The organism is Halobacillus sp. SY10, assembly GCF_045401165.1.
Classification (GTDB): domain Bacteria; phylum Bacillota; class Bacilli; order Bacillales; family Halobacillaceae; genus Halobacillus; species Halobacillus aidingensis.
In genome coordinates this window covers 4,225,488-4,252,042 of sequence record NZ_CP174345.1, presented here as the reverse complement: position 1 = coordinate 4,252,042, position 26,555 = coordinate 4,225,488, and the positions used below count along the sequence as shown (strand labels likewise).

Sequence of the window (26,555 nt, the reverse complement as noted above, 5' to 3'; positions counted from 1 at the left end):
GAATGAGCATGAGATTTAGTGTACTTGCTTCAGGCAGTACGGGGAACGCATTCTATATTGAATCGGGAGATGAGAGAATATTAGTGGATGCTGGCTTGAGTGGTAAGAAAATGGAAGGTTTGCTTGATCAAGTGAACATCGACCCACAATCCTTATCACGAATCCTTGTCACTCATGAGCATAGTGATCACATCAAAGGTCTTGGCATCATGGCAAGACGCTACAACCTTCCTATCTACGCAAATGAAAAAACTTGGAATGCGATGGAAGGGCAAATCGGCAAACTTCCCATCGATCAGAAATTCCACTTTTCTATGGAGGAGACGAAGACATTCGGGGGTCTGGATGTAGAATCCTTTGCCGTTTCTCATGACGCGGCAGATCCTATGTTTTATACGTTCCATAAGGACGGGAAGAAGATCGCCCTCGTTACCGATCTTGGCTATGTATCTGAACGGATAAAAAAGACAGTCGAAGGTGCTGACGCCTACATTTTCGAATCGAATCATGATGTGAGCATGCTTCGAATGGGACGCTACCCATGGAATGTGAAACGACGCATATTAGGGGATTCCGGACACGTTTCCAATGAGGATTGTGCCCTGGCCCTCACCGATATCATTACGGACCAGACGAAAAGAATCTACCTTGCGCATTTGAGTCTGGATAACAATATGAAAGACCTTGCCCATATGTCTGTTAAAAATGTTTTAGAAGAGCGCGGATTTGAAGTGGGCCGCCACATTGAATTGCATGATACGGACCCACAGGAAGCCACACCAATCTTTGAGGTTTAAAAGGTTTTAAATGGTAAAGAATAAGGAAACAGTACCTTAGAAATTTACGGAGAGCGTAAGAAAGGTAAGGTGAAAGAGGCGTGGGTTATTATGATGATCATTCCCCTACCCGTCAGCAGAAACAGCAGCGCAGACGGTGGGTGATGCCGACGATTGTCGGAGGTATTTTAGGAGCTGTTCTTGTCTTATTGGCTTTGCCTGCTTTGGTACAAACCGAGCTGCTTCCCTATGATATGACCATCCCTGAGGATGAAAGTGGACTAGTTGAAGATGATCAGGAGCTGACAGGTGGAACGACTAAAAATGTCGAGCTTGATGTAAATACGCAAATCACCGATGTGGTTGAAAAAGTAACTCCTTCCGTTGTCGGAGTGGTCAACTTGCAGACACGCCAGGATTTTTGGCAGCAGGAAGGTGACTCCGCCCAACAGGCAGGAGTAGGATCCGGTGTTATTTATAAAAAGGAAGACGGAACCGCTTATGTCGTGACGAACAACCACGTCATTGAAGGGGCAAGTGAAATTGAAGTCGTCCTTGCTGATGAAACAAGGGTCAAAGCCCAACTGATCGGAGGAGATTTATTTACCGATCTGGCCGTTTTGAAAATGCCGGCCGATCAAGTCGAACAAGTCGCTGAGCTCGGCACTTCAGAGAACTTGAAGGTGGGTGAACCGGCCATCGCTATCGGCAATCCGCTTGGTCTCAGTTTCGCAGGCTCAGTCACTCAAGGAATCATCAGTGGTAAGGAGCGGGCGATTCCTCAGGACTTCAATGGAGATGGGATGGAGGACTGGCAGGCAGAAGTCATTCAGACGGATGCAGCCATAAACCCTGGAAACAGTGGTGGTGCACTTATTAACATTGATGGTCAATTGATTGGAATTAACTCGATGAAAATTGCTCAGTCTGCCGTCGAAGGCATCGGTTTTGCTATACCGATTGATTCAGCCAAGCCAATCATTGATGAATTGGAACAATACGGCCAGGTGAATCGTCCGTACATTGGTATTGAAGCCTATGGGCTGAATGAGGTACCGACGTCTGAATGGAGCAATACGTTGAACCTCCCACAAGATGTAGACGGTGGATTGTATATTCGCAGCATTCGCCAAATGTCTCCAGCTGCTAAAGCAGGTCTTGAGCCATTGGATGTCATCACCGCCCTTGATGGAGAATCCGTACGGGACATCATCGACTTACGTAAGTACTTGTACAATGAAAAAGACCCGGGGGATGAGATGGAAATCACGTATTATCGAGATGGTGAGCAAGCGACAACCACTCTGACGCTGGGATCTCAAGAGTAACCCACACAAAAAGAGTATCCAATCATGGATACTCTTTTTCACTGTCAAATTTCGCTATAATTCTACGAAATTCACTCCAATGTTATCCACAGGGTGTGAATAGTATTCTGGATAAGTGTCATATATGGTAGTAGAAAATATGTTCGCCACCATATAGATTTGCTGCTTGTGTATATGTGGATAATTTCCGTGGATAACCTGTTTATATTCAGGGGAAACCTGTGAATATCAGAAAATTTACAAGGTTTGTGCATAAGTCTGTGGACAATTGTGGGTAACTATTTTCGTTAGTCTATATTTTCCACATGTGTATAAATGTAAACAGGGTTCTCCCCAACATTTCTTATTGTTTTTCATTGTTTGATCCCATCAAAAATTGTCTAATGGTAACGATAATCGAGAATTCTTTTAAGCGCTCTGTTTCTTCACTTTCTGAATCTTGAATTTCTTGCGGTAGTACCAATTGAACACGTAAATCAATGGGGTCAAAACGATGGTGGGCAGCAACCACAACCAGATGCTGGTGATGGATATATTCAACAGACGTGGAGCACCAAAGACGGTAAAGGCGGTAAGAGTCGCAATCGAACAGCCAATTAAATTTCCGTAGTGCTCAAAATACCAGTGCATTTTATTTTGGGGTGGGGTCAGCCAGTAATACAATTGTCCCCCGCCAAGAATGATCCCTAAGATGGGGAAGTATCGAAGCAATGGAAAGTCGTACATCCATCCGACCACCATAGTGATGGCTGACATTAGGATAAGCAAACATGAAATTCCCAGGTCGTAAACGTTGCGGTGTTTTTCTGTTCGTCGTTTAAAGCGCAGCACGCGGATGCCCATCCATGCCGTTGCCGCACTTAATGTAGCGATGAAAAGCAGAAAAAAGGAAAAAGCTCGGGCTTCTGGTACCGTATAATCGAAAAATATGCGATAAATTCCCATATAGAGAGCTGTTACTGCTACGGTGTACATGGCCGTGACGTAAACCCAGCCGACTTTTCTGTGGATGTTTCCGCCTTTTTTCGTTACAAGGGGAATCCAAAAGACGGCGAGAGCGCTGAATCCGGCGATAATATGGATGGTAAGCATGATTGAAAATAATAACATAGCGATCGCTCCTTTCAAGACCTCCTCCTATATATACGCTTTCCTGAAGCTCCTCCCCTCCTTTTTTACTAGATGTTTACAAAAAAAGACCGGCTGTCGCCGGTCTTTTTAGTCAAGTTGATCTTGTTGCCATGTTTTCTTAATGATTTTAGTTAAAGCAAGAATGGCAATCAAGTTCGGCAGTACCATAAGCGCATTGAACGTGTCGGCCATCTGCCACACAAAATCCACTTGGACAAGCGAACCTGCCACAATGAAAATCAACACTATGCCACGGTATAAAGGAACTCCTTTTTCACCGAACAAAAACTTCACGTTCACTTCCCCGAAATAAGCCCATCCGAGGATCGTTGTGAAGGCAAAGAATAAGAGGCAGATGGCGATGAATGGAATGCCGAATTCTCCGAGTCCGCGTGCAAACCCTTCTTGTGTAATCGCACTTCCCTGAAGGTCTGTTTGATGGGCATCTGTAGTCAAAATAACCATGGCGGTCAGAGTACAGATGATGACGGTATCGATGAAAACGCCGACCATGGCGACGAGCCCTTGATGGGAAGGGCGCTTGACGTTTGCGATCGCATGGGCATGTGGAGTCGATCCCATGCCGGCTTCATTTGAAAAGAGCCCGCGTGCAATTCCGTAGCGAATCGCTTCTTTGATTGTGGCACCGAGGACACCACCGCCAGCTGCCTCAGGACTGATCGCGGCTTGGACGATAAGCTGCAGTGTCGGAAGGACCTGGTCCCAGAAGTTCACCATAATGATGAGGCTTCCAATGATATAGAGCAAGGCCATGACAGGGACGACATTTCCTGCAAAGGACGAAATCCGAGTAATGCCTCCGAATAGAATGAGACCGATGAAAAAGGCGACGGCAACTCCTAAGCCGAGGTTAATCGTTGTGGAACTTGATCCCATCGCTTCGTTCATCGCGGTCGTAATCGCATTGGACTGGACCATATTTCCGACAAATCCAAGAGCGATGATGATGGCAATGGCGAAGAATCCGGCGAGCCACTTGCTGCCAAGCCCGTCCCGGATGTAATACGCAGGACCGCCGTGGACCTGGTCTCCTTTTTTCACTTTATAAAGCTGAGCGAGAACGGCTTCTGCGAAAATCGTTGCCATCCCGAAGAAGGAGCTGATCCACATCCAGAAAATCGCCCCGGGACCGCCAGCTGCGATGGCGGTGGCGACACCAGCGAGGTTTCCTGTCCCGACTTGGGCGGATATTGAGGTCGCAAGCGCCTTGAAGGAGTGGATGCCTTCTGTTTTTTCTTTTTTGAAAAGGGGTGCGAACGTCTGCTTGAATCCTTGTCCAAGGGAGCGGACCTGAATGAAGCGCAGTTGAAATGTCAGCCATACGCCGGTCCCAAGCAGGAAAATCAGCATGGCTGGTCCCCATAAAAAGCTATTAATCTCTATGAATACGTTGGTTAGTTGTTCCATAGGTAAGATCCTTTCTTTCTTTAACATATGACCATGAAAAAGAGTATCTCACTTGCAAGCGTTTTAGTACAAGAGGAAAAGTTATTAAGGAATTCGACAGCATAAATTTAGTATTCGACAAAACTATTTAAGAATTCGACAGCGTAAATTTAGTATTCGACAAAACTACTTGAGAATTCGACAACGATATTTAAGTATCCGCCACCACCGCTATTGCTTTCCAAACGCTGAAGAATTTACGTACAATAGAAAAAAAGGAGGGGTACTTATGATTGATTTAAGAAGTGATACCGTAACCAAACCGACGATGGCGATGCGTCAGGCAGCGTTTGAAGCAGATGTTGGGGATGATGTGTATGAAGAAGATCCTACTGTGAAAAAGCTTGAAGACAAGGCGGCGGAAATGCTCGGGAAAGAGGCGGCATTGTTTGTGACCAGTGGAACACAGGGAAACCAGATTGCCGTTTTGACCCACTGCAGCCCTGGGGATGAAGTGCTTCTGGAAGCGAACGCCCACCTTTTTCTATATGAAGGTGCGTCGATGTCGGCACTTGCTGGGGTGCAGCCACGGACGATTCAAGGGACACGTGGGGTGATGGACCCTGAAGATGTGAAGGCCGCGATTCGGCTGGACGACATTCATTTTCCGGAAACGAGCTTGATCTGCCTCGAGAACACCCATAACAAAGCGGGTGGCGTTGTCGTGCCGCTTGAAAATATGCAGGCGATTTATGAAGTGGCGAGAGAAGAAGGGATACCCGTCCATCTCGATGGTGCACGCTTGTTCAATGCATCTGTCGCCTCTGGAATCTCATTGCACCGGTACGCTGATCAAACCGATACGGTGCAGGTGTGTTTGTCGAAAGGATTGGGAGCACCGGTCGGATCGATCATTGCCGGTTCCTATGATTTTATTAAGAAAGCGCGAAAATGGAGAAAGCGTCTCGGCGGCGGGTTGCGCCAAGTCGGGATGGTTGCTGCACCTGCGTATGTGGCCTTGACCGAGATGGTGGACCGGCTAGGGGAGGACCACGCGCATGCAAGGCAGCTGGCGAACGGCCTTCAGCATGTAGTAGGGGTGAAGATTGAAAAAGTGGAAACGAATATCGTGCTCGTTCATGTGGATGGACTGGGAGAGACAGCCGAATCCTTTTTACATAAGCTCGAAGGAGACGGCATTCTTGCGGTGCCCTTCGGCCCGACTACAGTCAGGTTTGTCACAAATTATGATGTGAGTGAAAGAGACATAGACCAGGTCATTGATGTGATCATTTCCCGTTATCAGTATTAGGATTATCTTTTCATGAATAGGGTATAGATAGGCAATAACCCATGGAGGTGGCGTTCATAGCGGACATCCGAGCAAATCAAGTCAGACGAGGTCCGTCGATCAATGACGAAAAATTTGCTGACATGTTGTTCAAGGATTCTTTTGTTGATGGCATTCCGCTGGATGAGCTTGGCAAGGATTTGAGAAGGATGAAACGATATAGAAAAGAATTGGATAAGCGAAAATAGTCAAACCCCCATGGATGAATCCATGGGGGCCATTTATTATACAAGTTCAGGTAGTCGTTGTGGCTCCTGGGACTGTGCTTCAAGACCAGCTTTGTTCAGGAAGTTCCACGGTTGGTTGAAGTGTGGCTGGAAAAAGAAATCCGTGTACGCTAGTTCGTCGATCGTCATGCCTGTTTGAATGCACACGCTCATCGTGTTGATGGATTGTGTCACGTCTGCTTTGGAAATGATTTGTGCACCAAGGATGCGGCGGGAATCCGGGTTGATCGTTACTTTAAGCATCACTTTTTCTGCTGTCGGCATAAACGCTGGGCGATGAGTGTCTTCGATTGTGATGTTTTTCACATGAATGCCTAAAAGTTGAGCAGATGTTTCCGTAAGTCCAGTGGAAGCCATGTTTAGATCGAAAATGTGAAGTCCGGATGTGCCTTGTGTTCCGACGTGTTTCATCGTCGGTTCGATTAAATTGCGGGCGGCTAATGTCCCCATACGGACGGCATTCGTTGCAAGTGGAATATACATGTGTCCGCCTGTCGGATTGTAAGGAACGGCACAACAGTCACCCGCAGCGAAAATATCAGGGTCGCTCGTTTGCATATATTCATTGACTTTAATCGCGCCGTTATCAAGCATATCGACTTTTCCTTTTAATAAATCCGTGTTTGGGCGGAAGCCGACGCAAAGGATGACAAGGTCCGTTTCGTACGTTCCACTGTTTGTTGTGACGGTAGAAACAGATCCGTTGGTTCCTTCAAAATGCTGGACTGTTTCGTTCATAGCTAGCTCAATGCCGCGTGCTTTGAAATCATTTTCAACCATAGTGGTGAACTCTTCATCTAAATATTTATTCAAGATTCGACCTGCACCATCGATGAGTGTCACGTCTTTGCCTGCTTTTTCAAAAGCTTCAACAAGCTCGACCCCGATATAGCCGGCGCCGACGACCGTCACCTTCTGCGCGTCTTTCGCACGCTCGATGATGGTGTTTGCCTGATGGTAGTTTTTCGCAAGCAAGATGTTATCAAGCCCAATGCCTTCGATGGGAGGGGTGACCGGCCAGGAACCTGTCGTCATGATGAGCTTATCGTACGTGTCGTGAATTTTTTCACCTGTGACAAGGTTTGTAGCTTCAATCGTTCTTCTGACTGTATCAATGTGTTCCACGTCATGCTGCATCTTCATCGTCACACCAAGGTTTTGCAGCTCTTCAGGGGAAGAATAAAACAGCCCCTGCGGATCATTGACGACTCCACCGACGTATAACGCTAAACCACAAGATAAAAAGGATACATTATCATTTCGTTCATAAACCGTAATGTCTGCTTCAGGGTAAAGTTTCGCCATATTTGTAACCGCAGCGGTACCTGCGTGAGTGCTTCCAATAACAGCAATTTTCATGGTAGATCCTCCTTGAAAGTGCATGTGAAATATTTCACATGTTCAATATGTTTTTATTATAAAACGGTTCATTTAGAAAAACAACCCTTTTGTTCAGTATTTCACAAAATAATTTTCCTTTTTTTGTTGTACCAGGTCATACATATTTTGGAATTATTATATACGCAGCGTAAAAGGCCTGTGAGGTTTGTATTAATTTTGTGGTTAGCTGAAGGAAATTACGAACCGGCATGGAAGAGGTAGGCGAAGGTCTCATTTCTATCAAGGGAGTGTTTGATTTGAAAAGGATGGTTGTTTTCGTTTTTAGTCTTGTCTTTATTTTATCTGCCCATGGTGTTCAGGCTGCTGGAACGATAACCGTAGGCGATGCTTTGTACACACCGAATGGAACAGATGTAGCGGTAGAAGGGTATATTGTAGGGGTTCCTGTAGGCATTGATACGGTTGAGCAGAGCAATTTCACGAGTGATTATGCTCTAGCAGTAGCGGATGATGCTTCCGAAACTCAGGTGGACGACATGATTTTTGTGAAGTTGGATTCAGAATATCGTAGTGAATACGGCCTGCAAAACAACCCGGGGCTGATGGGGACGAAAATTAGAATAGATGGTACGAGGGATGATTATTTCGCTCACCAGGGAATTGAATATGTGACATCGTTATCCAAAGTTTCTACGGATGATGGCGGAAGCGGTGATGACGATGGAAGTACCTACACAGGCAGCTACTATCAAGATGCGGAAGGTTTGTCCGGTTATGCATTGAAACAATCGCTGCATGAGATCATTGATGACCATACCGAGCTTTCTTATTCCAACGTCTGGGATGCGCTGCGTCATACAGATGAAGATCCATCAAACTCGAACAATGTATTGCTTTTATACTCCGGAAAGTCCTACAGCAAGTATGACAACGGTGGTTATGTCGATGACTGGAACCGTGAGCACGTATGGGCGAAGTCACATGGGGATTTCGGAACGTCGATGGGTGCAGGTACAGATATCCACCATCTTCGTCCTACAGATGTAACAGTCAATTCGGCTCGCGGGAATCTGGATTTTGATGAAGGGGGATCTGCTTTTTACGAAGCGCCAGGCACTTATTATGACGGAGATTCCTGGGAACCTCGCGACGCGGTAAAAGGGGACGTCGCCCGAATGATTTTCTATATGGCCGTCCGTTACGAAGGGGATCAGGGAGAATTGGATTTAGAAATTGCCGATTATGTAGGGACGAGCGGTCCATACTTAGGAAGGCTTTCCGTGCTGAAGGAATGGCATGCGCAGGACCCCGTTGACGACTTTGAACGAAACCGAAATGAAGTCATTTTTAATGATTACCAGGGAAATCGAAATCCATTCATCGACCACCCAGAATATGTTGAACAGATATGGTAAAAGGATCAAGGCAAAAACCGGACCACCATCATGGTCCGGTTTTTTTGTTGTTCTTTTTACTAATATATGTATGACCTGGTACAACAATATTTGGATATGTTAATCAATTGATGCAGGAGTTTGGTTTTTGGGTGTGGTAGTTTATAGGGTATGAGAATTTTCAGGAGGGGATTGGATGGCGAGGGATGTTCGGTTTAAGGTGGATGGGCAGTGGTTCAACTATAGAGCGGCAGGGATATTGATAGAAAACGATCATGTGCTTTTACATAAACAGGTGAATGATTCGTATTGGGCGCTGCCAGGTGGAGGCATTGAACTGGGAGAAGCTTCTGAAGATACGATTATGCGGGAGATGAAAGAGGAGCTTGGCTATGCCGTAGAGGTGGAACGAACCGTTTGGATGGTGGAGACGTTTTTTGAACACCGAGGGGATGATATGCATGAGGTGGCTTTCTATTATTTATTAAACACAAAGGAACCCACATTTAGAGAAGGACCTTTCCAAGGACTTGAAGGGGAGCGGCTGATCTATCAATGGATCCCCTTAGAAGATATGGAGAAAATCGAAGTACGACCACCTTTTCTCAGAAAAGCATTAACGAATGTTCCATGTGAAACATCGCATCTCGTTGTGAAAGGGTAAGAGGGTTCTAGTCATTCACATAGGCTCGTACAATGGTACGAGTCCTATTTTTCGGAGGTGGGGAAGTGAAGAAAAAGTTCATCACTTGGACGCTCGTGTTGTATGCCATTTATGGTCTTTTGTTAGGCCTTTATTTCTTTCAGTGGACAGATGTCGGAGTTCCGCCAGCTTATGAAGGAACGGCTGCGGACCCCGCGACGTTCATGACGGAAAAGGAGCTGGAGCTGAGCCAGGAGTATTCGCGGTATCAGAACTTTTTATCTTTTCTTGGGGAGCCGCTCGAGTGGATCATCTATCTTGGTGTGATGATTTTTGGTGCCTCGGTCGTTTTTAAAAATTTCGGCAAGCAGATTTCCCGTTTCCGTATCATTCAGATTCCGCTTTTCGTTTTACTGCTGCACACGTTGACGACGATTCTTTTATTTCCGTTGGATTATGCGAGACGATGGCTGTCTGTAAAATATGGCATTTCCACACAAAGCTTTTCCAGCTGGATGCGTGATGAGCTGGTCGGATTTTGGATCGGATTCATCATCATGGCGCTTCTCATCACCGTCCTTTATTTCCTTATGAAAAAGTTCAAAAAACGCTGGTGGCTGATTGCCTGGGTGCTCATGATCCCGTTTTTATTTTTCATGATGTACTTACAGCCCGTTGTCATCGATCCACTCTACAATGACTTCACTGAGCTTCAAGACAAGCAGCTGGAAGAAAAAATTCTCGCGCTTGCGGATGAAGCGGACGTTCCGGCTGAGCGGGTGTATGAAGTGAATATGTCCGAAAAGACGAACAGCATGAATGCCTATGTGAACGGCATAGGTTCGAATTTGCGCATCGTGTTGTGGGATACGACACTGAACCGCCTTCAGGAAAATGAGGTACTGTTTATCATGGCGCATGAAATCGGTCATTACGTCATGAATCACTTGTATTGGAATTTAGCTGGTGTTATTGTCGCGACGTTCTTTGGACTTTTCTTCACCTATCATTTATTGCGGTATGCAACGCGTAGATGGGGAGAACGGCTCGGCTTCACAAAAGTATCGGATATCGCCAGTCTGCCGATGTTTTTCCTCATCCTGACGATGCTTTCGTTTTTATCAAGTCCAGTGGAGCTTGCCATTTCAAGGAATGCCGAAACAGATGCCGACCAGTACGCGATTGAAATGACCCAGGATCCGGATGCGGCGATTGGATCGTTCCAGGAGCTTACGGTGAACGGGTTGAGCGACGTCCACCCGCCTGCGCTTGTCAAATATTTACGCTACGGACATCCGACAATGATGGAACGCATCCATATGCTTGAGTCTTATCAGGGCATTGATATGAAAGAAGAATAACAGACTTACAATATTTACCGTACCAGGTCATCCAGAAAATGGATGACCTGGTACGGTATTTTTTAGGTTGTATCTAGTATGTGTGGGGGTCTTCTGATAGACTTTTAATAAATGAGTTTGTAAACGCTATCATGTTAAATAGGAAGAAAGAGGAGGGGATGGGATGCTTTCCATGCTTGAGGATTACCGGAATCAAGTACTTGAGACGTTGTTTGGAAATGTGGAACATTGTATTGTCGTTGTCGATCGGGAGGGATGTATTTCTTACATGAATGAAAGTTACTGTCGCTTCATTGATGTGGATCAAACAACGGTGAAAGGAAAACATGTGACGGACGTTATTGAAAATACACGCATGCATATCGTTGCGGACACGGGAGAAGAGGAAATGGCCGACCTCCAGCAAATCCGAGGCGATTATATGATTGCCCATCGTATCCCACTCTGGGAAAACGGTGAGGTGATTGGTGCGCTGGGCATGGTTCTTTTCCGTGACACGGATGAATGGAAAATTATGAACACCCATATCAAGGACCTGCTTCTTGAGCTTGAAACCTACCGTAATCAAATGCAGCAGCAAAACGGGGCAAAGTACTCCCTGCATGACATCATTACGAGCTCCCCGGACGTTCTTCAGTTAAAGGAAAAAATACGCAAAACGGCGCATAGCGATGTTTCTGTTCTTTTGCGCGGCGAGAGCGGCACAGGGAAAGAGTTGTTCGCTCACAGCATCCATCACCTCAGTGAGCGGAGCACAAAGCCTTTTGTGAAGGTGAACTGTGCAGCCATCCCTGAGGATCTCATCGAAGCCGAGCTGTTTGGCTATCAGGATGGGGCGTTTACGGGTGCGAAAAAAGGCGGGAAGCCTGGGAAATTCCAGCTCGCCCATGGCGGTACGCTTTTTCTTGATGAAATCGGAGACATGCCTCTAAAAGCGCAGGTGAAAATCTTGCGCGCTCTCCAGGAAGGGGAAATCGAAGCGGTCGGCGCGGTTCACCCGCAAGAAGTGGATGTACGAATTATCGCCGCGACCAACCAGTCGCTGGAGGAAATGATTCAGGACCAGCGTTTCCGTGAGGACCTCTTTTACCGAATCAATGTCGTCCAGATTGATATTCCTCCTCTCCGGACAAGACGCGGGGATATCAAAATCCTTTCCAAATATTTATTGCAAAAGGTGTCCGACCGTACGGGTAAACGTGTGGAGGAGTTTTCGAAAGCGGTCGAGGACGTCTTTTACAAATACCACTGGCCGGGCAATGTCCGTGAGCTTGAAAACGTTATTGAGTCAGCGGTGCATATGACCGATGGGGAAACGGTTCAATATGAGGACCTTCCTGCACATCTTCAAAAGGAATCCGCCCCTGTTCCAGAGGCGGAAACGCTGAAACAAATCGTCGAGCAGACCGAAAAACAAGCCATTCAAAAAGTGTTGAAAGAGGCGGATGGTGATAAAAGTTTGGCTGCGAAGCGGCTCGGCATCGGAAAATCCTCTCTTTATGACAAAGTAAAAAAATACAACCTCTAACCATTCCGAAATTCAGGAATCTATTCCGGAATTCTGGAATGGTTCTTTTTATACGTAGATGTAAGGGTTTTCATTAACTACTTACGCCAAATTCCAGAAATCCGTAAAAGAGATTTCACAAAAGATTCAAAATCCTTGATGCAGCAATACCGTAAAGTTGGCATGAAACTTGCATGTAAAAGGGTGAAGGGAGTGTGAAGACTCATGAAACAAATTTATTCATCATTTCATGAAGCTGTGAAAGATATAAAGGATCATTCAACAATTATGGTAGGAGGATTCGGGCTTGTCGGAATTCCGGAGAACTTGATTCTCGCCCTCGTCGAATCGAACGTGAAGCATTTGACCGTCATCTCTAATAACTGCGGGGTCGACGATTGGGGTCTTGGACTACTTTTGAAAAATAAACAGATCGATAAAATGATTGGCTCGTACGTTGGGGAAAACAAGGAATTTGAACGCCAGGTACTCGCGGGTGAGCTTGAAGTCGAACTTACGCCTCAAGGAACGTTAGCGGAGAAAATCCGTGCAGGTGGAGCTGGTATCCCGGCCTTTTACACACCAGCAGGAGTCGGTACGCCGATCGCGGAAGGCAAAGAGGTACGCACTTTCAATGGTAAGGAATACCTTTTACAAGAAGGGTTGACGGCAGACTTCAGTCTTGTCCGAGCATTTAGAGGGGACCGTCACGGAAATCTCGTCTACAACAAAACGGCCCGCAATTTCAACCCGATGATGGCAGCTGCTGGTGCAGTGACGATTGCAGAAGTTGAAGAACTTGTCGAACCGGGTGAACTCGAAGCAGACGCGATCCATACGCCGGGTATTTACGTGCAAGGGCTCATCGAAGGGCAGCAGGAGAAGCGCATTGAACGTTATACGGTAAGAACAGAAGCATAAATAGGAGGTAGATGAACAATGGCAGTACAAAAAGACAAAGCGGCAATCCGTGAAATGATTGCCCGACGAGCTGAACAGGAAATTGAAAGCGGTTACTATGTGAACCTCGGAATCGGTATGCCGACAATGGTGGCGAACTACATCCATCCGGAAAAAGAAGTCGTGCTTCAGTCTGAAAACGGTCTTCTTGGCATCGGCCGCTCGCCTTATGAGCATGAAGTCGATCCTGACTTGATTAATGCCGGTAAAGAAACGGTAATGGCGTCTGTTGGTGCCGCTTACTGTGACAGTGCGGAATCGTTTGCCATGATCCGTGGCGAGCACCTCGACTTAGCGATTTTAGGCGGTATGGAAGTGGCAGAAAACGGCGATCTTGCCAACTGGATGATTCCAGGAAAAATGATTAAAGGCATGGGTGGTGCGATGGACATCGTACACGGATCGAAAAAGGTCGTCATTATCATGGATCACGTCAACAAACATGGCGATCCGAAGATTTTGAAGGAATGTAAACTGCCTCTGACAGGAAAAGGCGTTGTCGACCGCATCATCACGGACCGTGCGGTTATGGACGTGACGGACGAAGGTCTGAAGCTCGTCGAAATCGCAGAAGGATGGACTGTGGACGAAATCAAAACACAGACAGAAGCAGAACTGATCATCAGTGACGAACTTTTAAAAATGCCATCCAGCAAATAAGGAGGAACATCCATGGTTGAAAATAAAGTGGTATTCATTACAGGTGCAGCGAGTGGGATCGGCTACGAAATTGGAACCGAATTCGCCCGCAACGGCGCGAAAGTAGCGCTCAGTGATATTAACGAGGAAAAAGTGAAAGAAGCAGCAGATCGCTTGAATCAAGAAGGTCTGCAGGCAATCGGACTCGTCTGTGACGTGACGAAAGAAGAACAGATTCAGAGTGCGATCGACAAAACTGTAGAAAAATTCGGCCGTCTCGATGTACTCGTTAACAATGCCGGTTTGCAGCACGTCGCATCCATTGAAGATTTTCCAACAGAGAAATTCGAACTAATTACGAAAATCATGCTGGTTGCCCCCTTCATGGCAACGAAACACGCTTTCCCAATCATGAAAAAACAAGGCTTCGGACGCATCATCAACATGGCGTCCATCAACGGCTTGATCGGCTTCGCTGGCAAGGCCGCCTACAATAGTGCGAAACATGGAGTTATCGGGCTTACGAAAGTGACGGCTCTTGAAGGTGCGGAAGACGGAATCACCGTCAATGCGGTCTGCCCAGGTTACGTTGACACGCCACTCGTAAGGAATCAGCTTGAGGATCTGGCTAAAAACCGTGGCGTTTCTTTAGAAAAAGCGCTGGAAGAAGTCATCTACCCACTTGTTCCACAAAAACGTCTTTTGTCCGTTCAGGAAGTTGCTGATTACACGTTGTTCCTTGCAAGCAACAAAGCCAAAGGGGTAACCGGTCAGGCAGTCGTCATTGATGGCGGTTATACGACTCAATAAACGAAAGGGGATTTTTACATGAAACCAGTGTATATCATAGAAGGGGCACGCACTCCGTTCGGTACGTTTGGCGGGGCCTTGAAAGACGTCGATCCGACCGATTTAGGAGTAACGGCAAGCAAAGAAGCACTGAAACGAAGCGGCATTTCTGCAGAACATATTGACCTCACCATCATGGGGAATGTCATCCATTCTTCACAAAACGCACCTTACTTAGCCCGCCACATTTCCTTGAAAACAGGCGTGCCACATACAAGTCCGGCTCTTGCGGTCAACCGTTTGTGTGGCTCTGGTATGCAATCTGTCATATCGGCTGCCCAGTCCATTCAACTTGGCGAGGGAGAAACAGCATTAGCCGGTGGTGTGGAAAGCATGAGTCTTGCACCGCATGCCATGCGAGGCAGCCGTTTTGGCACCAAGCTTGGTACACCGAAAATCGATGACATGCTCTGGGCTGCTCTGACGGATGAATATATCGGAGCTGGCATGGGTGTCACTGGTGAAAATCTTGCGGAGAAATATGAAATTACAAGAGAACAGCAGGATGAATATGCAACTCGCAGCCATAAGCTCGCAGCAGAGGCCCGTACATCTGGAAAATTCGCAGAAGAGATTGTACCAGTCGAAATCAAGACACGTAAAGGAATGCAAGTGGTCGATCAAGATGAGCACATTCGTGAAGATACCAACCCTGAATCCTTATCCAAGCTGAATCCAGCCTTCAAAAAGGACGGCACGGTGACAGGCGGGAATGCAAGTGGAATCAATGACGGTGCAGGTGCTGTCGTTTTAGCAAGCGAAAATTATGTGAGTGACCACAATGTTCAACCGATCGCTAAGATCCTTTCTTGGTCTGTTGCCGGCGTGGAGCCTGAATACATGGGCATCGGTCCTGCCCCAGCGATTCGTCAGGCATTGGAAAAAGCAGAGCTCTCGCTTGATGATATGGACCTCATCGAAGTGAACGAAGCGTTCGCATCTCAATATCTTGCCGTTGAAAAAGAACTCGGCCTCGACCGTGACAAAGTGAATGTCAACGGTGGAGCCATCGCCCTCGGTCATCCGATCGGTGTAAGCGGCACACGTGTCCTGTACACGATGATTAAGGAGCTCAAGCGCAGAGGTGGACGTTACGGCGTCGCATCGTTATGCATCGGCGGCGGTCAAGGCATCGCCATGGTCGTCGAGACTCAATAAACATAAGGAGGAAAAACCATGTTCGGAATTTTTCTCGGACTTGTCGTATTGATGGCCCTTGCCTACTTAGGCTGGTCCATCATCTGGGTGGCGCCCATCGCAGCTGGTGTCGTCGCCCTCACCGGCGGTCTCGATCTACTCGAAGCTTATAAAGATACATACATGGGCGGATTTGTCGCCTTCGCGAAAGACTGGTTCCCTGTCTTCATGCTCGGAGCCATTTTCGGAAAACTGATGGAAAACACAGGGATGGCCCGTTCTGTCGCGGTCGCTTTCACAAAATTGATTGGTACTCAGCGCGCGATTTTAGGGGTGCTCGTATCCGCCGCTGTTCTGACGTACGGCGGAGTCAGCCTGTTCGTCGTCGTTTTTGCTGTTTATCCATTGGCCCTATCCCTGTTCCGTGAAGCGAACATCAGCCGAAAGCTGATTCCTGCAACAGTCGCATTAGGTGCCTTTACGTTTACGATGACGGCCCTTCCAGGTTCACCGCAAATCCAGAACCTGATCCCGATGGAATACTTCCAAACGGACGCCATGGCAGCACCTGTCATGGGAATCATTGCAGCCATTATCATGGGTGGCGGAGGCTATTTTTACCTGAGATGGCGTGAGAAGAAACTCGTCGCTCAAGGAGAGGTCTTCACCGAACCGAAAGAAAAGAAAGAAATCGAACAACCGGCTACAACGCCGAACTTTTTCTTGTCCCTTCTGCCATTATTAACGGTTCTTCTTACATTGAATCTATTAAACTGGGACGTTGTTACCGCTCTGATTTCAGGAATCGTGCTCATTATGCTTCTGAACGTCACGATGTTCAAAAAGTTCATCCCATCCATGAACAGTGGAGCTGCCGGTTCAGTTATCGCGATCATCAACACGAGTGCCGCGGTCGGATTTGGTACAGTCGTACGTGAAGTGCCCGGCTTCGCCAACCTGACACAATTGCTGATGGGCATCAAAGGAAATCCATTGATCTCAGAAGCGATTGCCGTTAACGTACTCGCTGGTGCAACCGGTTCCGCATCCGGTGGTATGGGAATCGCGCTTGAAGCGCTAGGATCCAAGTACTACGAAATCGCCATGAACACAGGCATCAGTCCGGAAGCTTTCCACCGTGTCGCTTCCCTATCCTCAGGCGGTCTCGATGCACTTCCGCATAACGGAGCGGTTCTGACATTGTTTGCGATTACAGGTATGACGCACAAAGACAGCTATAAAGATATCTTTGTCGTAGCCGTCCTAATTCCAGTAATCTCTGTAGCATTCGTTATTTTGTTGAATACGATCGGCATCCTATAAGAGTTGAATAGCCTTTATTTAACAGACCAGGTCATCCATATATTGGATGACCTGGTCTGTTTGTTATAAAAAAGGAATCCCGTAAAAACCGGATCCCTTTGTGATACGATCTATTTCTTTCTGTTAAACGTCTTATCTTTAATCGATTTAAACGCTTTTGAAGAATTGTCCACGGTCTTTCCAATGACATCTGAGCCTTTCTCGGAGGCTTTCTTAACGATATTGCCGGAAGAATCCACTGTTTTCCCAATCAGCCCGCCTTCACCCGTAATCGACTTAATGATCTTTCCAGAAGTATCGACCGTATTATGAATGAAGTCATTGGCCTCTTTGGACACACCTTTTACAAACCCATCCTTGTTCTCGTTTGCCTCATTTTCCTTAGAGCAGTTGTTCTTATCAAAGTCGCTCATGCTGTCATCTCCTCTTTAGGAATTAAATCACCTTTCATATCTATGTGTAAGAAGGGGGCTTATGATTAATTTCCATATTATGTATGACCTGGTGCGCCTAATTATGGAAATCCACTTCATGGTACACTAGAGACAAATGATGTGTTACGGAGGAGTACAGTATGAAGATTACAATTGTTACTGTTGGAAAGTTGAAGGAAAAGTATTTGAAGCAGGGGATTGCGGAATACGTGAAAAGGCTTGGTCCTTATGCGAAAGTAGATGTCGTCGAGGTCCCGGACGAAAAAGCACCGGAAAATTTGAGTGAAGCGCAAATGGTCGAAGTTAAGCAAAAAGAAGGAGAACGAATCCTTTCGAAGATCTCTCAGGATACATATGTTATCACACTAGAAATCGAAGGCAAGCAGCTGACGTCTGAGAAGCTTGCGAAGAAAATGGATGAGCTTGCGACTTACGGCAAGAGTAAAGTTGCGTTTGTCATCGGGGGTTCGCTTGGGTTGAGTGATGAGGTGCTGGATCGGAGTGATTTTGACTTGTCTTTTTCGAATATGACGTTTCCGCATCAGTTGATGCGGTTGATGTTGGTGGAGCAGGTATACCGGGCGTTCAAAATCATAAGAAATGAGCCCTATCATAAATAATGCACATTCGGATAGTGCCATTCGTAGTCTTAGAAAATCCAACCACGAATGAAATGCTTTTGTTGTAAGGAAGGAAGAGTTTTATGGAGGTTGTAGCATTTATTATCATTATCCTAATCGCTTCTGTACTTCAAACGAGTACAGGGTTTGGATTTTCCATCATGGCTACTCCATTTCTCCTTTTGCTATTTGAACCGGCTGAGGCAATACAAATAAATTTAATTTTATCTTTAGTGATCTCAAGTGCTTTAATCATGAAAATTAAAAGGGATATTGATTTAGGAATCCTTAAAAGGTTTGTGACTGGTAGTGTAATAGGACTGGCCATAGGGATTGCAGTTTTTTTACACATGGATATGAATCGATTGAAAATGGGGGTAGCCCTTATGATTATTGCACTAACAATTATGCTGATTCTTAAGTTTCGGATGAATCAAAGTAAGGAGAGAGACTTGCTTATAGGCGGGATTTCCGGTTCGCTTACCACGAGTATAGGTGTGCCTGGACCTCCGATATTGTTATATTTTTCAGGGACAGATACCCCTAAAGAGATAGTAAGAGGGACTACATTGGCCTTTTATCTATTTATATATTTTGTCAGCTTAATTATCCAAGTGGTTTTTGCTGGGACCAGTAAGACGACCTGGGTATCGAGTTTATGGGCGTTACCCTTGGTATTTTTGGGGTTGTATTTAGGCGGGAAATTATTTAAATGGATCGATCCAAAGGTCTTTCGCCTATTTACATATATTATTCTATTATTTACAGGGATATATTTGCTGAGTGAAAGTGTAGGGAGTTTGTAAATAGTAAGGGATGATAAATTCGCCTCAATAATAAAAGTGCCTGTTCTCATAAGGAGGACAGGCACTTTTATTATTGATAATTCACTATCGCAGGACTAGGATCGAGTTTCACAACTTCTTCCGGTGTCATCACCGGCTGATCCTTATCATAGAAAACTTTAAAACCTCCGTACTGGGAAGGATTGTCGCGCACATATTTTTTATACAGCGCCATTTTATCAATCGATGAGCCCCAGCCGTCAAAATTAAGCGCCACTTCCACGTTATCAGTGGGTTGAATAGCATCTTTATTCGTAAGCACATGTTCCGTGAACTGGTGGACAAGAACGAACTTATCGGGCAGGTTATTTTTCTCTGTCAGCTTGGAAAGGTATTCAACGGCTTTTTGAACCTCTTTTCCATCCACCTGGCCGAGGTCTTCTCCTGGTACTTCGCCTTCATCGACTTGAAATTCGGTGTCGATCGCAAGGTGAACGTTCGGATGCTTGAGCCATTTCTCAATGCTTTTCACCTGGTTCATCACCGTATCGGTACCAAGCTGGATATCGAGAAGAACGAGCGCATCGTGTTTCTCCGCGAGGTTTACATACTCCTCGATTTTTTCATCCGGGAGCTTACTCACGTATGTACCCTCAGGTCCCGGAGCGCGTTGGGCCATGGTCGTAATCAGTTCAATGGTTGGAATGGCCGGCCGGGCAGGATCAGCATTCGAGTAGGCCTGGGCCTGCTCTTTGAGCTGTTTCATAAGTTCCTCAGGCTCCATCGTGCCGAGAATGCCCATGTTTTCCGATTGAGGGGTCCCATAATAAGCGACAAGTCTATGATCCTTCAGCGGTCCGTTCGCCTTATCTTCCATCCCTTTGCTGAGTGTCTCACCGACAGGAACGGAACGCTTAGGGTCACCACCGAGCGCTAGCTCCTCATCCGGCATATTCTTAAGTTCTTCTTTGGACAAGCGTTCCTTGAGTGGGACGGCGTCTTCAGATGGTTCTAACGCTTGATAAGGAGGCTCCGGGTCCTTTTTTTGTTCTGGTGCAGTTTCTTTTTTAGGGGCTTCTTCTGCCTCTTCTGAAGTCTGCTCCGCACAGGCTCCAAGCAGAACAATTATTAGGGCTGCAAGCAGCAGTTGTATGAATTTTTTCATGATGTTACACACTTCCTTTTAACAGAAAAGATTGGTTGTTTAGGTACAATATAGAAAAATACTAACATATTGTGCAAGATCCAAAGCTCATGTCATGAGAATGAAAAAGAAATATAAAGAAGTGTCTATGTATGATTTAAAGTTTGTACTTAATGTTAAGATGATTCAGTACATGATGCGCGGGACAATCACTCTTATGGTAAGATCATTTCCTGTTCACTTAACAACTAGGGAGCAGGATTTTTGTATGCTCTTCACATTCCTATATAATGAAGGAAGAAAACTTCCATCTCACAACTAGAAAGAAGGATCACACGTGTCAAAAGCAGTCACTATTATTCTGCAGATCACCGGCTTATACATCATCTACTTACTCGGAACACTTATACAAAATACATTCAACCTATTTATCCCAGGCAGCGTCATCGGCCTGGTAATTCTGTTCGCACTCTTATCATTAAAGATAGTCCCCGAACACTGGTTCAAACAGGGCGTGGGGTTCATGATCAAACATCTGCCGTTCTTTTTCATTCCGGCCACAGTCGGAGTCATGAGCTATGCGTATGTTTTTGAAGGGAAAGGGGTGCTTTTGATTCTCATCGGCTTATTGAGTACGGCTTTAGTGATGGGGATCTCAGGTTTCGTCGCTCAGTGGATGGCGAGAAGGAGGGAGGCTGCTCATGAGTAGTCTTCTTCCGGCTTCGTTCATAATCATTCTGACGATTCTTATCTATCAGGGGGCGTTGTTCATCTATCGCAGGTTTCGCCGCATCTATACGGCCCCGATTATTTTGTCGACCGTGACCATAATCATTCTTTTACTGCTGTTCGGTCTTTCTTATGATACGTATATGCTCGGCGGCAAGTGGATTGATTATTTGCTTGGTCCGGCAGTCGTTGCGCTTGCTTTCCCGCTTTATCAGTACCGTGATCTTCTGAAAAGGATGCTCCTGCCGATTTTGGTAGGGACTTCAGTTGGCGCGTTTATTGGTGTGACCTCTGGACTTTTGCTTAGCAAGTGGGCGGGTTTCAGTGAGTTGATCATCCACTCGATCGTTCCGAAATCAGTGACAACTCCTGTTGCGATGTCAATTGCGGAATCAAGCGGCGGTGTCATGCCGCTTGCAGCTGTTTTTGTCATGATTGCCGGCATTGGTGGAGTGCTGATCCACCCTGTGGTGATGCGCTTTTCCCGCCTCACCCATCCACTCGGAAAAGGGGTCGGCATGGGGAGTGCTTCACATGCGATTGGGACGGCGACATCGATGGAGCGGGATCCGCTTGAAGGTTCTGTCAGTACGATCGCGATGGTGTTGAGTGCAGTCCTCGTGTCGATCCTGGCTCCGGGTTTAACGATATTGTTCATGTGAAAAAGTGTCTGCCTCTATTCTTCTGAGCGCAGACACTTTTTTTATTTTTTTGGCCAGATGAAATGGCTGATTGCAATGAGAAAGTCGACACCGAGGACAAGGGTCCAGAGCTTCAGTGCATTGGAAAGAGCTTCTGTGCGAGATGGATCACCAATGAGAAAAATCAGGCTCACAAGAAAAATGGCCCCAATTAAATAGGCAAGCACATGCTGCAGCCAGCTTTTAAAGTAGTGTTTAGCATGGGGGATGCCGGAAAGCTTATTGGGGCACGGCCCTTCTTTTGTGATGTAATATCGGAAACGAACATCCGCCCATTTAATCATGCTTTTACCGAAGGCGACCGACACACCGATATAGACGGCAGCAATCGCATGGGCGATTGTAGCCTCAGCCCCGTTCCATAGGTGAACACTTGTCGTTACAAGTAAGATCAAATCAATGAGTGGGGTTAAAGCGAGTAACAACAGTCCTGCTCTTTTCTTTTTGAAAATATAACGTGTCACTAGTCCTGCGATGATGACAACCCAAAATCCGATTTCACTTGCGACAATCACCCAGGCGATCAAGTCCAATGGTTTTCCTCCTGCCTTTTTTAAATCGTAATCTAAGTTTTACTACTCAAGAACTTATTTTCTTTCTAAACTCCTTGTTGGTTAACAGGTGAAGCAAAAAGGAGTTAAAGTTCCTTTGCAGTTTTCTAGAATTTAAGACGTTCAAATTGTTGGCCAAGAACACGACCTCTGTCTGATTGCCTTCTTTATCCGTTGTATAGGAAGCATGCGTGAAAACAAATAAAGTCGAGCCTCCTTTCATCCCACCGTGTTCGATCCACTTTCTGTTTGCTGGATGTATGTACAAAGCATAACCTAGGATTTCTTCAATACATCGCTGCATCTTATCATCAAATGTTCCTCTTCGATTGATGACCTGCATGAGGGTCAAATAGTCTTGGGCTGATGCTGCGGGTAATCGGTCAGACCATATCTTTTGGAACTCAACATCCAGCTTCACTTCGTCCATGTATCCTCTCTGTTCGTTTGCAGCTAAATGCTCATGAATTTCCAAAGAACAGTCAATATATTCCTCTCTAGACATGCCCTCAAGTCTCTTTAGAAGATCATTTTTATCCGTAACCTTCTCCTTGGTTTCAATATAGGAAGGGATGTACAAGGAGGAGACAATTGGGAATATGGGTGTATGGCTCTTCATATGAAGAGAAGCTGGTAAAAGATTGATAGCTTCTAAGCCAAGGTAATTCATTAGGAATTCTGTGTTAGCATTGGAGCTGTAGGCAATCATCCCAATCGCGATTTCTTTTAAGGTGTACTGGTCTTTGTCGGAATTGGCACGAACCCATTGTTTGTGAGCACCGCCATCTGTCCCTTCCATATAGAACTTCAAAAGCTCCTCTTTGGGAATCCATGCATTTTCATCAATTATGTTATCGCTCACTTGTCTTGCAAATACAATTGCAATGATGATTTTCATAGTACTTGCTAAAGGTAGAACAGTATGTGGATTAATTGAAATCGTGGGTTCATCGTTGCGTTTGATTATAAGTGAGATGTCATCTTTTTCTCTTCTTTTCTCGGCATAATTGATGACCATATCAAAATTGTTATAAAATATTTTCCATAATACAATGGCGGTTAAGGCAATCGCTACCCCTATTGGGATGAATTGGTCGGTCAAAGGAAAGTCTCCCTTCTATAGTAGATTGAGTTCATGCATGTAGCCTTTTATATGTTTACGTTTGCATTTAAGATTTGTTTCATTTTTCCATTTGGGAGGAGTACCATTCTGTCGACTGATTTAGAGGTAAAAATAAAAAGACCCGTCCAAGACGGACTTTAAAAAATTCACTCATACCCTGGATATAAGATGTAAGTAACCAACAGGCTGAGGAAGCCCTGACCTATCCTTGCACTGCTCTCTATGAAAATGGACTTGAAGCCGTATGTGCTGAACACCACGGCCCTTCTTTGAATAAGCTGATGGTGCGATGTTTTTCTTTCCTTGATGGGAAAATACCCTACGGAATCCGTATTCGGAAGGGCTTCCAAATATTTTAATTTTTCGATAATAGTGATACACTGAACATAGATAAAAATAACTGATAATAGGGAGAATGAAAGGGAATGAGCAAAAAATACTCGAAGACAGATGTGATTTTAATTGGTGCAGGGATCATGAGTGCGACATTGGGATCTTTGCTTAAAGAATTGGTGCCGGACTGGAACATTCGCGTGTTTGAAAGGCTTGGTAGTGCAGGGGAAGAAAGTTCGAACGTATGGAACAATGCAGGCACAGGCCATGCCGCCCTTTGCGAGCTGAATTACACGAATGAAAAGCCTGACGGTACGATTGATATGACAAAAGCCATTAAAGTAAATGAACAGTTTCAAGTCTCCAAGCAATTTTGGTCTTATCTCGTGAAAAACAATCGGATCAGTAACCCGAATGACTTTATAATGCCATTACCCCATATGAGTTTCGTTCAGGGAGAGAGAAATGTTGATTTCCTGAGAAAGCGCTTTAATACCATGGTTGCGAACCCGTTGTTCAAGGACATGGAATTTTCTGATGATCCAGATAAACTGGAAGAATGGATTCCGCTAATCATGAAGAACCGAACGATCACAGAACCGATCGCGGCAACGAAGATCGATGCGGGGACGGACGTGAACTTCGGTTCATTGACGCGGAAGATGTTCGAGCACTTGGAAAAAGAAGACCTTGAAATCAACTACAAGCACAGTGTTGAGGATATCAAGCGTGCAGAAGACGGATCGTGGGAAGTGAAAGTACGGGACCTTCAAAACGATAAGATGGAATACCATAAGTCCAACTTCGTCTTCATCGGCGGAGGAGGGGGAAGTCTACACTTGCTTCAAAAAACGGGAATTCCTGAATCGAAGCAGATCGGTGGATTCCCAGTCAGCGGTCTGTTCATGGTATGTAACAACCCGGAAGTGATCGCCGAACACCGCGCGAAAGTGTATGGCAAAGCGAAAGTCGGTGCACCACCGATGTCTGTGCCACACCTGGATACACGTTTCATTGACGGCAAAGAAAGCTTGCTTTTCGGACCATTTGCAGGGTTCTCGCCAAAGTTTTTGAAAACCGGATCGCTGCTTGATTTGATCACCTCCGTCCAAAGAGATAACTTGGCTACAATGGTAGCGGCAGGTGTGAAGAACGCTTCCTTGACGAAATACCTGATCGAGCAGGTCATTCAATCGAAGGAAAAACGTCTGGAAGAACTGCGTGAATTCATCCCTGCGGCCAAAGCAGAGGACTGGGATCTCGTCACCGCAGGTCAACGCGTACAGGTCATTAAGGATACCGAGGGTGGGGGCAAAGGAACGCTTCAATTCGGAACTGAAGTCGTCAGTTCCGCCGATGGCTCCATCGCTGCCTTGCTTGGTGCTTCACCAGGCGCATCGACAGCGGTTTCTGTCATGCTTGACCTGATGGGAAGATGCTTCCCAGAGCAGTTGAAGGAATGGGAACCGAAAATCAAAGAGATGATTCCTTCTTACGGGAAAAAATTAGTTGAAAATCCAGAGTTGATCCGCGAAATTCATGCGACTACAGAAGAGACGCTTGGGCTGACGGAGGAGCAGGAAGAGAGTCCTGTGAATATTTAAATGCAGCGAAAAGTGCCTTTCCCCACACAGGTGGGAGGGCACTTTTTTTATTGTCTTATAGGTTAATGTTTCGTAACTCGTGTGCAATGTCCTCTAATGTTGCTTAAACGTCCCCTATCGAGAAGTTATTGTCCATTTTCTTACTCCGACCAAAGTTGTATATATTTTTCATTCTTTCCGCTAATGGGTTTTCCCTCGGAATCTATTACTATTGGTTAAAAAGAGGGCATTCAATCATGGCTAGTTTCAGTTAGAGAATTGCTCTCGGTAAGCGGGAGGAGAAGAAGAATGAAGTTTCCAAGCTTTGAAGCATCACAAATAAGGGTAGCGAGACCTACCGACCAATTAGAAAAAGTCATTGAATTTTATGAGGCAGGACTTGGTTTAGAGAGAATGACAGACTTTGCAGGACACAGAGGATATGAGGGTGTGGTTTATGGATTACCTGGTCTATCCTACCAACTCGAGTTCACCAGGCATGAATCTGGCAGCCCTTGCCCTGCACCTTCTAAGGATAATTTGCTGGTTTTTTATATAGAAAATCGGGGTGAGGTGCTGGATGTAACTGAAAGACTCCATGATATGGGATACAAGAAAGTGGAATCTGAAAATCCATATTGGAAGGAAAAAGGGATAACCATTGAAGATCCAGATGGTTGGAGAGTCGTTTTGATGAATACGAAAGGGATTTGAAATGAAAAGGTTAGTCAGATCAAAAGAAAGAGAAATGCATAGAAACACTATGCTTTTCTCTTTCTTTTATTCTTCCGAGGTCTACCAATTAAAGCTGTTGTGGGAGCTGAAAACGCTGTACGGAAGAATCTTTTAAATGGGAATGCTTGTTTTAGATTGGCATGGTTTGAAATAATGAAAAGCTGTAAGGAGGGATGTGCATGTTGTTCTTTATTATTCTTGCCTGCATGTTATTAGGTTGGTTGATTATGATGACCGGTCCTTTGATAGGAGGAATCATCACTTTTGGTATTGTTGTTGGTTGCTTATTCAGGGGGTTGTTTCTCATCAGTGAAATACATAAACAAATAGTCAAAGATGAAAGAGAGGGAGACTCAGACAGCGACATGGACGAGGGTCCGTTTTGAGTTTGATCGCTGCATGGCCTTTGATAAGTAGTAGTGAATATAGGGACGTAAAAGCAA

The 26,555-nt window shown here is 45.6% G+C and carries 27 protein-coding genes; 20 read left to right on the top strand and 7 right to left on the bottom strand.

The features are described 5' to 3' along the window. The first annotated feature begins 2 nt into the window (after positions 1-2). Both ACJA3J_RS21255 and ACJA3J_RS21250 read left to right on the top strand, forming a co-directional pair. On the top strand, positions 3-797 hold the full coding sequence (locus ACJA3J_RS21255; protein ID WP_089650682.1) for an MBL fold metallo-hydrolase: 795 nt from the start codon (positions 3-5) through the stop codon (positions 795-797). A gap of 80 nt (positions 798-877) precedes the next feature. Then, the gene (locus ACJA3J_RS21250; protein ID WP_089650681.1) at positions 878-2,104 is read left to right on the top strand and encodes a S1C family serine protease; all 1,227 of its coding nucleotides are present in this window, start codon (positions 878-880) and stop codon (positions 2,102-2,104) included. A 408-nt stretch (positions 2,105-2,512) separates the two neighbouring features. Here the strand turns inward: ACJA3J_RS21250 and ACJA3J_RS21245 are convergent, their stop codons facing one another. Continuing rightward, a complete protein-coding gene (locus ACJA3J_RS21245) occupies positions 2,513-3,214 on the bottom strand; it encodes a DUF2306 domain-containing protein (RefSeq protein WP_406945207.1) in 702 nt (233 codons plus the stop codon). A 108-nt stretch (positions 3,215-3,322) separates the two neighbouring features. Further along, positions 3,323-4,663 (bottom strand): alanine/glycine:cation symporter family protein, encoded by a 1,341-nt coding sequence (locus tag ACJA3J_RS21240; protein WP_406945206.1) that lies wholly within the window; start codon positions 4,661-4,663, stop codon positions 3,323-3,325. A 268-nt stretch (positions 4,664-4,931) separates the two neighbouring features. Between ACJA3J_RS21240 and ltaE the strand changes: the two genes are divergently transcribed. Both ltaE and ACJA3J_RS21230 read left to right on the top strand, forming a co-directional pair. Then, on the top strand, positions 4,932-5,954 hold the full coding sequence (gene ltaE / locus ACJA3J_RS21235; protein WP_406945205.1) for a low-specificity L-threonine aldolase: 1,023 nt from the start codon (positions 4,932-4,934) through the stop codon (positions 5,952-5,954). A 41-nt stretch (positions 5,955-5,995) separates the two neighbouring features. Beyond that, the gene (locus ACJA3J_RS21230) at positions 5,996-6,181 is read left to right on the top strand and encodes a hypothetical protein (protein WP_089650678.1); all 186 of its coding nucleotides are present in this window, start codon (positions 5,996-5,998) and stop codon (positions 6,179-6,181) included. 36 nt (positions 6,182-6,217) lie between these two features. On the opposite strand, the gene ACJA3J_RS21225 is transcribed toward ACJA3J_RS21230, so the two are convergent. Then, the gene (locus ACJA3J_RS21225; RefSeq protein ID WP_406945204.1) at positions 6,218-7,579 is read right to left on the bottom strand and encodes an FAD-dependent oxidoreductase; all 1,362 of its coding nucleotides are present in this window, start codon (positions 7,577-7,579) and stop codon (positions 6,218-6,220) included. Between the two features lie 287 nt (positions 7,580-7,866). Here ACJA3J_RS21225 and ACJA3J_RS21220 point away from each other — a divergent pair, with 287 nt between their 5' ends. The 9 genes from ACJA3J_RS21220 to ACJA3J_RS21180 all read left to right on the top strand — a co-directional run bounded on the left by ACJA3J_RS21220 (position 7,867) and on the right by ACJA3J_RS21180 (position 17,374). Then, the gene (locus tag ACJA3J_RS21220) at positions 7,867-8,976 is read left to right on the top strand and encodes an endonuclease (RefSeq protein WP_406946343.1); all 1,110 of its coding nucleotides are present in this window, start codon (positions 7,867-7,869) and stop codon (positions 8,974-8,976) included. Positions 8,977-9,151: 175 nt separating this feature from the next. After that, on the top strand, positions 9,152-9,619 hold the full coding sequence (locus tag ACJA3J_RS21215) for an NUDIX hydrolase (RefSeq protein ID WP_406945203.1): 468 nt from the start codon (positions 9,152-9,154) through the stop codon (positions 9,617-9,619). 65 nt (positions 9,620-9,684) lie between these two features. Continuing rightward, the gene (locus ACJA3J_RS21210; RefSeq protein WP_115893870.1) at positions 9,685-10,959 is read left to right on the top strand and encodes a M48 family metallopeptidase; all 1,275 of its coding nucleotides are present in this window, start codon (positions 9,685-9,687) and stop codon (positions 10,957-10,959) included. Positions 10,960-11,122: 163 nt separating this feature from the next. After that, positions 11,123-12,487 carry a sigma-54 interaction domain-containing protein gene (locus tag ACJA3J_RS21205; RefSeq protein ID WP_406945202.1) on the top strand — a complete coding sequence of 455 codons (1,365 nt, stop codon included), beginning with the start codon at positions 11,123-11,125 and terminating at the stop codon, positions 12,485-12,487. A gap of 204 nt (positions 12,488-12,691) precedes the next feature. Continuing rightward, a complete protein-coding gene (locus ACJA3J_RS21200) occupies positions 12,692-13,387 on the top strand; it encodes a CoA transferase subunit A (protein ID WP_115893871.1) in 696 nt (231 codons plus the stop codon). Between the two features lie 18 nt (positions 13,388-13,405). Then, a complete protein-coding gene (locus tag ACJA3J_RS21195) occupies positions 13,406-14,086 on the top strand; it encodes a 3-oxoacid CoA-transferase subunit B (protein WP_406945201.1) in 681 nt (226 codons plus the stop codon). A gap of 12 nt (positions 14,087-14,098) precedes the next feature. Beyond that, positions 14,099-14,875: a 3-hydroxybutyrate dehydrogenase gene (locus ACJA3J_RS21190; protein WP_406945200.1), complete on the top strand. Its 777-nt coding sequence runs from the start codon at positions 14,099-14,101 to the stop codon at positions 14,873-14,875. 18 nt (positions 14,876-14,893) lie between these two features. Further along, on the top strand, positions 14,894-16,072 hold the full coding sequence (locus ACJA3J_RS21185) for a thiolase family protein (protein WP_406945199.1): 1,179 nt from the start codon (positions 14,894-14,896) through the stop codon (positions 16,070-16,072). An 18-nt stretch (positions 16,073-16,090) separates the two neighbouring features. After that, positions 16,091-17,374 carry a GntP family permease gene (locus ACJA3J_RS21180; RefSeq protein WP_406945198.1) on the top strand — a complete coding sequence of 428 codons (1,284 nt, stop codon included), beginning with the start codon at positions 16,091-16,093 and terminating at the stop codon, positions 17,372-17,374. Between the two features lie 110 nt (positions 17,375-17,484). Here the strand turns inward: ACJA3J_RS21180 and ACJA3J_RS21175 are convergent, their stop codons facing one another. Next, entirely contained in the window at positions 17,485-17,787 is a 303-nt protein-coding gene (locus ACJA3J_RS21175; RefSeq protein WP_406945197.1) for a hypothetical protein, read from the bottom strand. Positions 17,788-17,948: 161 nt separating this feature from the next. Between ACJA3J_RS21175 and rlmH the strand changes: the two genes are divergently transcribed. Together rlmH and ACJA3J_RS21165 are read left to right on the top strand one after the other, a co-directional pair. Beyond that, positions 17,949-18,428 carry a 23S rRNA (pseudouridine(1915)-N(3))-methyltransferase RlmH gene (gene rlmH / locus ACJA3J_RS21170; protein ID WP_406945196.1) on the top strand — a complete coding sequence of 160 codons (480 nt, stop codon included), beginning with the start codon at positions 17,949-17,951 and terminating at the stop codon, positions 18,426-18,428. An 83-nt stretch (positions 18,429-18,511) separates the two neighbouring features. Beyond that, positions 18,512-19,234 carry a sulfite exporter TauE/SafE family protein gene (locus ACJA3J_RS21165; protein WP_406945195.1) on the top strand — a complete coding sequence of 241 codons (723 nt, stop codon included), beginning with the start codon at positions 18,512-18,514 and terminating at the stop codon, positions 19,232-19,234. 70 nt (positions 19,235-19,304) lie between these two features. On the opposite strand, the gene ACJA3J_RS21160 is transcribed toward ACJA3J_RS21165, so the two are convergent. Beyond that, positions 19,305-20,378: a hypothetical protein gene (locus tag ACJA3J_RS21160; protein ID WP_089650662.1), complete on the bottom strand. Its 1,074-nt coding sequence runs from the start codon at positions 20,376-20,378 to the stop codon at positions 19,305-19,307. 316 nt (positions 20,379-20,694) lie between these two features. Between ACJA3J_RS21160 and ACJA3J_RS21155 the strand changes: the two genes are divergently transcribed. Together ACJA3J_RS21155 and ACJA3J_RS21150 are read left to right on the top strand one after the other, a co-directional pair. After that, the gene (locus ACJA3J_RS21155) at positions 20,695-21,066 is read left to right on the top strand and encodes a CidA/LrgA family protein (protein WP_089650661.1); all 372 of its coding nucleotides are present in this window, start codon (positions 20,695-20,697) and stop codon (positions 21,064-21,066) included. Next, a complete protein-coding gene (locus ACJA3J_RS21150) occupies positions 21,059-21,748 on the top strand; it encodes an LrgB family protein (RefSeq protein WP_089650660.1) in 690 nt (229 codons plus the stop codon). Before ACJA3J_RS21155 ends, ACJA3J_RS21150 begins: the two co-directional genes overlap by 8 nt. A 41-nt stretch (positions 21,749-21,789) precedes the next feature. On the opposite strand, the gene ACJA3J_RS21145 is transcribed toward ACJA3J_RS21150, so the two are convergent. Together ACJA3J_RS21145 and ACJA3J_RS21140 are read right to left on the bottom strand one after the other, a co-directional pair. Further along, positions 21,790-22,320 carry a hypothetical protein gene (locus ACJA3J_RS21145; RefSeq protein ID WP_089650659.1) on the bottom strand — a complete coding sequence of 177 codons (531 nt, stop codon included), beginning with the start codon at positions 22,318-22,320 and terminating at the stop codon, positions 21,790-21,792. Between the two features lie 46 nt (positions 22,321-22,366). Then, entirely contained in the window at positions 22,367-23,440 is a 1,074-nt protein-coding gene (locus ACJA3J_RS21140) for a serine hydrolase (protein WP_115893881.1), read from the bottom strand. Between the two features lie 446 nt (positions 23,441-23,886). On the opposite strand from ACJA3J_RS21140, the gene ACJA3J_RS21135 reads away from it, so the two are divergent. From ACJA3J_RS21135 to ACJA3J_RS21125, 3 genes are all read left to right on the top strand, one after another. Next, a complete protein-coding gene (locus ACJA3J_RS21135; protein WP_406945194.1) occupies positions 23,887-25,398 on the top strand; it encodes a malate:quinone oxidoreductase in 1,512 nt (503 codons plus the stop codon). Positions 25,399-25,686: 288 nt separating this feature from the next. Then, positions 25,687-26,091 carry a VOC family protein gene (locus ACJA3J_RS21130; RefSeq protein ID WP_089650656.1) on the top strand — a complete coding sequence of 135 codons (405 nt, stop codon included), beginning with the start codon at positions 25,687-25,689 and terminating at the stop codon, positions 26,089-26,091. A gap of 200 nt (positions 26,092-26,291) precedes the next feature. Beyond that, positions 26,292-26,498: a hypothetical protein gene (locus ACJA3J_RS21125; protein ID WP_406945193.1), complete on the top strand. Its 207-nt coding sequence runs from the start codon at positions 26,292-26,294 to the stop codon at positions 26,496-26,498. Positions 26,499-26,555 lie beyond the last annotated feature (57 nt).

Coding starts and splice junctions, on each gene's coding strand:
- ACJA3J_RS21255 (WP_089650682.1), top strand. CDS start 3: ATGAGCATGAGATTTAGTGTACTTGCTTCAGGCAGTACGGGGAACGCA.
- ACJA3J_RS21245 (WP_406945207.1), bottom strand. CDS start 3,214: ATGTTATTATTTTCAATCATGCTTACCATCCATATTATCGCCGGATTC.
- ACJA3J_RS21240 (WP_406945206.1), bottom strand. CDS start 4,663: ATGGAACAACTAACCAACGTATTCATAGAGATTAATAGCTTTTTATGG.
- ltaE (WP_406945205.1), top strand. CDS start 4,932: ATGATTGATTTAAGAAGTGATACCGTAACCAAACCGACGATGGCGATG.
- ACJA3J_RS21230 (WP_089650678.1), top strand. CDS start 5,996: ATGGAGGTGGCGTTCATAGCGGACATCCGAGCAAATCAAGTCAGACGA.
- ACJA3J_RS21225 (WP_406945204.1), bottom strand. CDS start 7,579: ATGAAAATTGCTGTTATTGGAAGCACTCACGCAGGTACCGCTGCGGTT.
- ACJA3J_RS21220 (WP_406946343.1), top strand. CDS start 7,867: ATGGTTGTTTTCGTTTTTAGTCTTGTCTTTATTTTATCTGCCCATGGT.
- ACJA3J_RS21215 (WP_406945203.1), top strand. CDS start 9,152: ATGGCGAGGGATGTTCGGTTTAAGGTGGATGGGCAGTGGTTCAACTAT.
- ACJA3J_RS21205 (WP_406945202.1), top strand. CDS start 11,123: ATGCTTTCCATGCTTGAGGATTACCGGAATCAAGTACTTGAGACGTTG.
- ACJA3J_RS21200 (WP_115893871.1), top strand. CDS start 12,692: ATGAAACAAATTTATTCATCATTTCATGAAGCTGTGAAAGATATAAAG.
- ACJA3J_RS21195 (WP_406945201.1), top strand. CDS start 13,406: ATGGCAGTACAAAAAGACAAAGCGGCAATCCGTGAAATGATTGCCCGA.
- ACJA3J_RS21190 (WP_406945200.1), top strand. CDS start 14,099: ATGGTTGAAAATAAAGTGGTATTCATTACAGGTGCAGCGAGTGGGATC.
- ACJA3J_RS21185 (WP_406945199.1), top strand. CDS start 14,894: ATGAAACCAGTGTATATCATAGAAGGGGCACGCACTCCGTTCGGTACG.
- ACJA3J_RS21180 (WP_406945198.1), top strand. CDS start 16,091: ATGTTCGGAATTTTTCTCGGACTTGTCGTATTGATGGCCCTTGCCTAC.
- ACJA3J_RS21175 (WP_406945197.1), bottom strand. CDS start 17,787: ATGAGCGACTTTGATAAGAACAACTGCTCTAAGGAAAATGAGGCAAAC.
- rlmH (WP_406945196.1), top strand. CDS start 17,949: ATGAAGATTACAATTGTTACTGTTGGAAAGTTGAAGGAAAAGTATTTG.
- ACJA3J_RS21165 (WP_406945195.1), top strand. CDS start 18,512: ATGGAGGTTGTAGCATTTATTATCATTATCCTAATCGCTTCTGTACTT.
- ACJA3J_RS21160 (WP_089650662.1), bottom strand. CDS start 20,378: ATGAAAAAATTCATACAACTGCTGCTTGCAGCCCTAATAATTGTTCTG.
- ACJA3J_RS21150 (WP_089650660.1), top strand. CDS start 21,059: ATGAGTAGTCTTCTTCCGGCTTCGTTCATAATCATTCTGACGATTCTT.
- ACJA3J_RS21135 (WP_406945194.1), top strand. CDS start 23,887: ATGAGCAAAAAATACTCGAAGACAGATGTGATTTTAATTGGTGCAGGG.
- ACJA3J_RS21130 (WP_089650656.1), top strand. CDS start 25,687: ATGAAGTTTCCAAGCTTTGAAGCATCACAAATAAGGGTAGCGAGACCT.
- ACJA3J_RS21125 (WP_406945193.1), top strand. CDS start 26,292: ATGTTGTTCTTTATTATTCTTGCCTGCATGTTATTAGGTTGGTTGATT.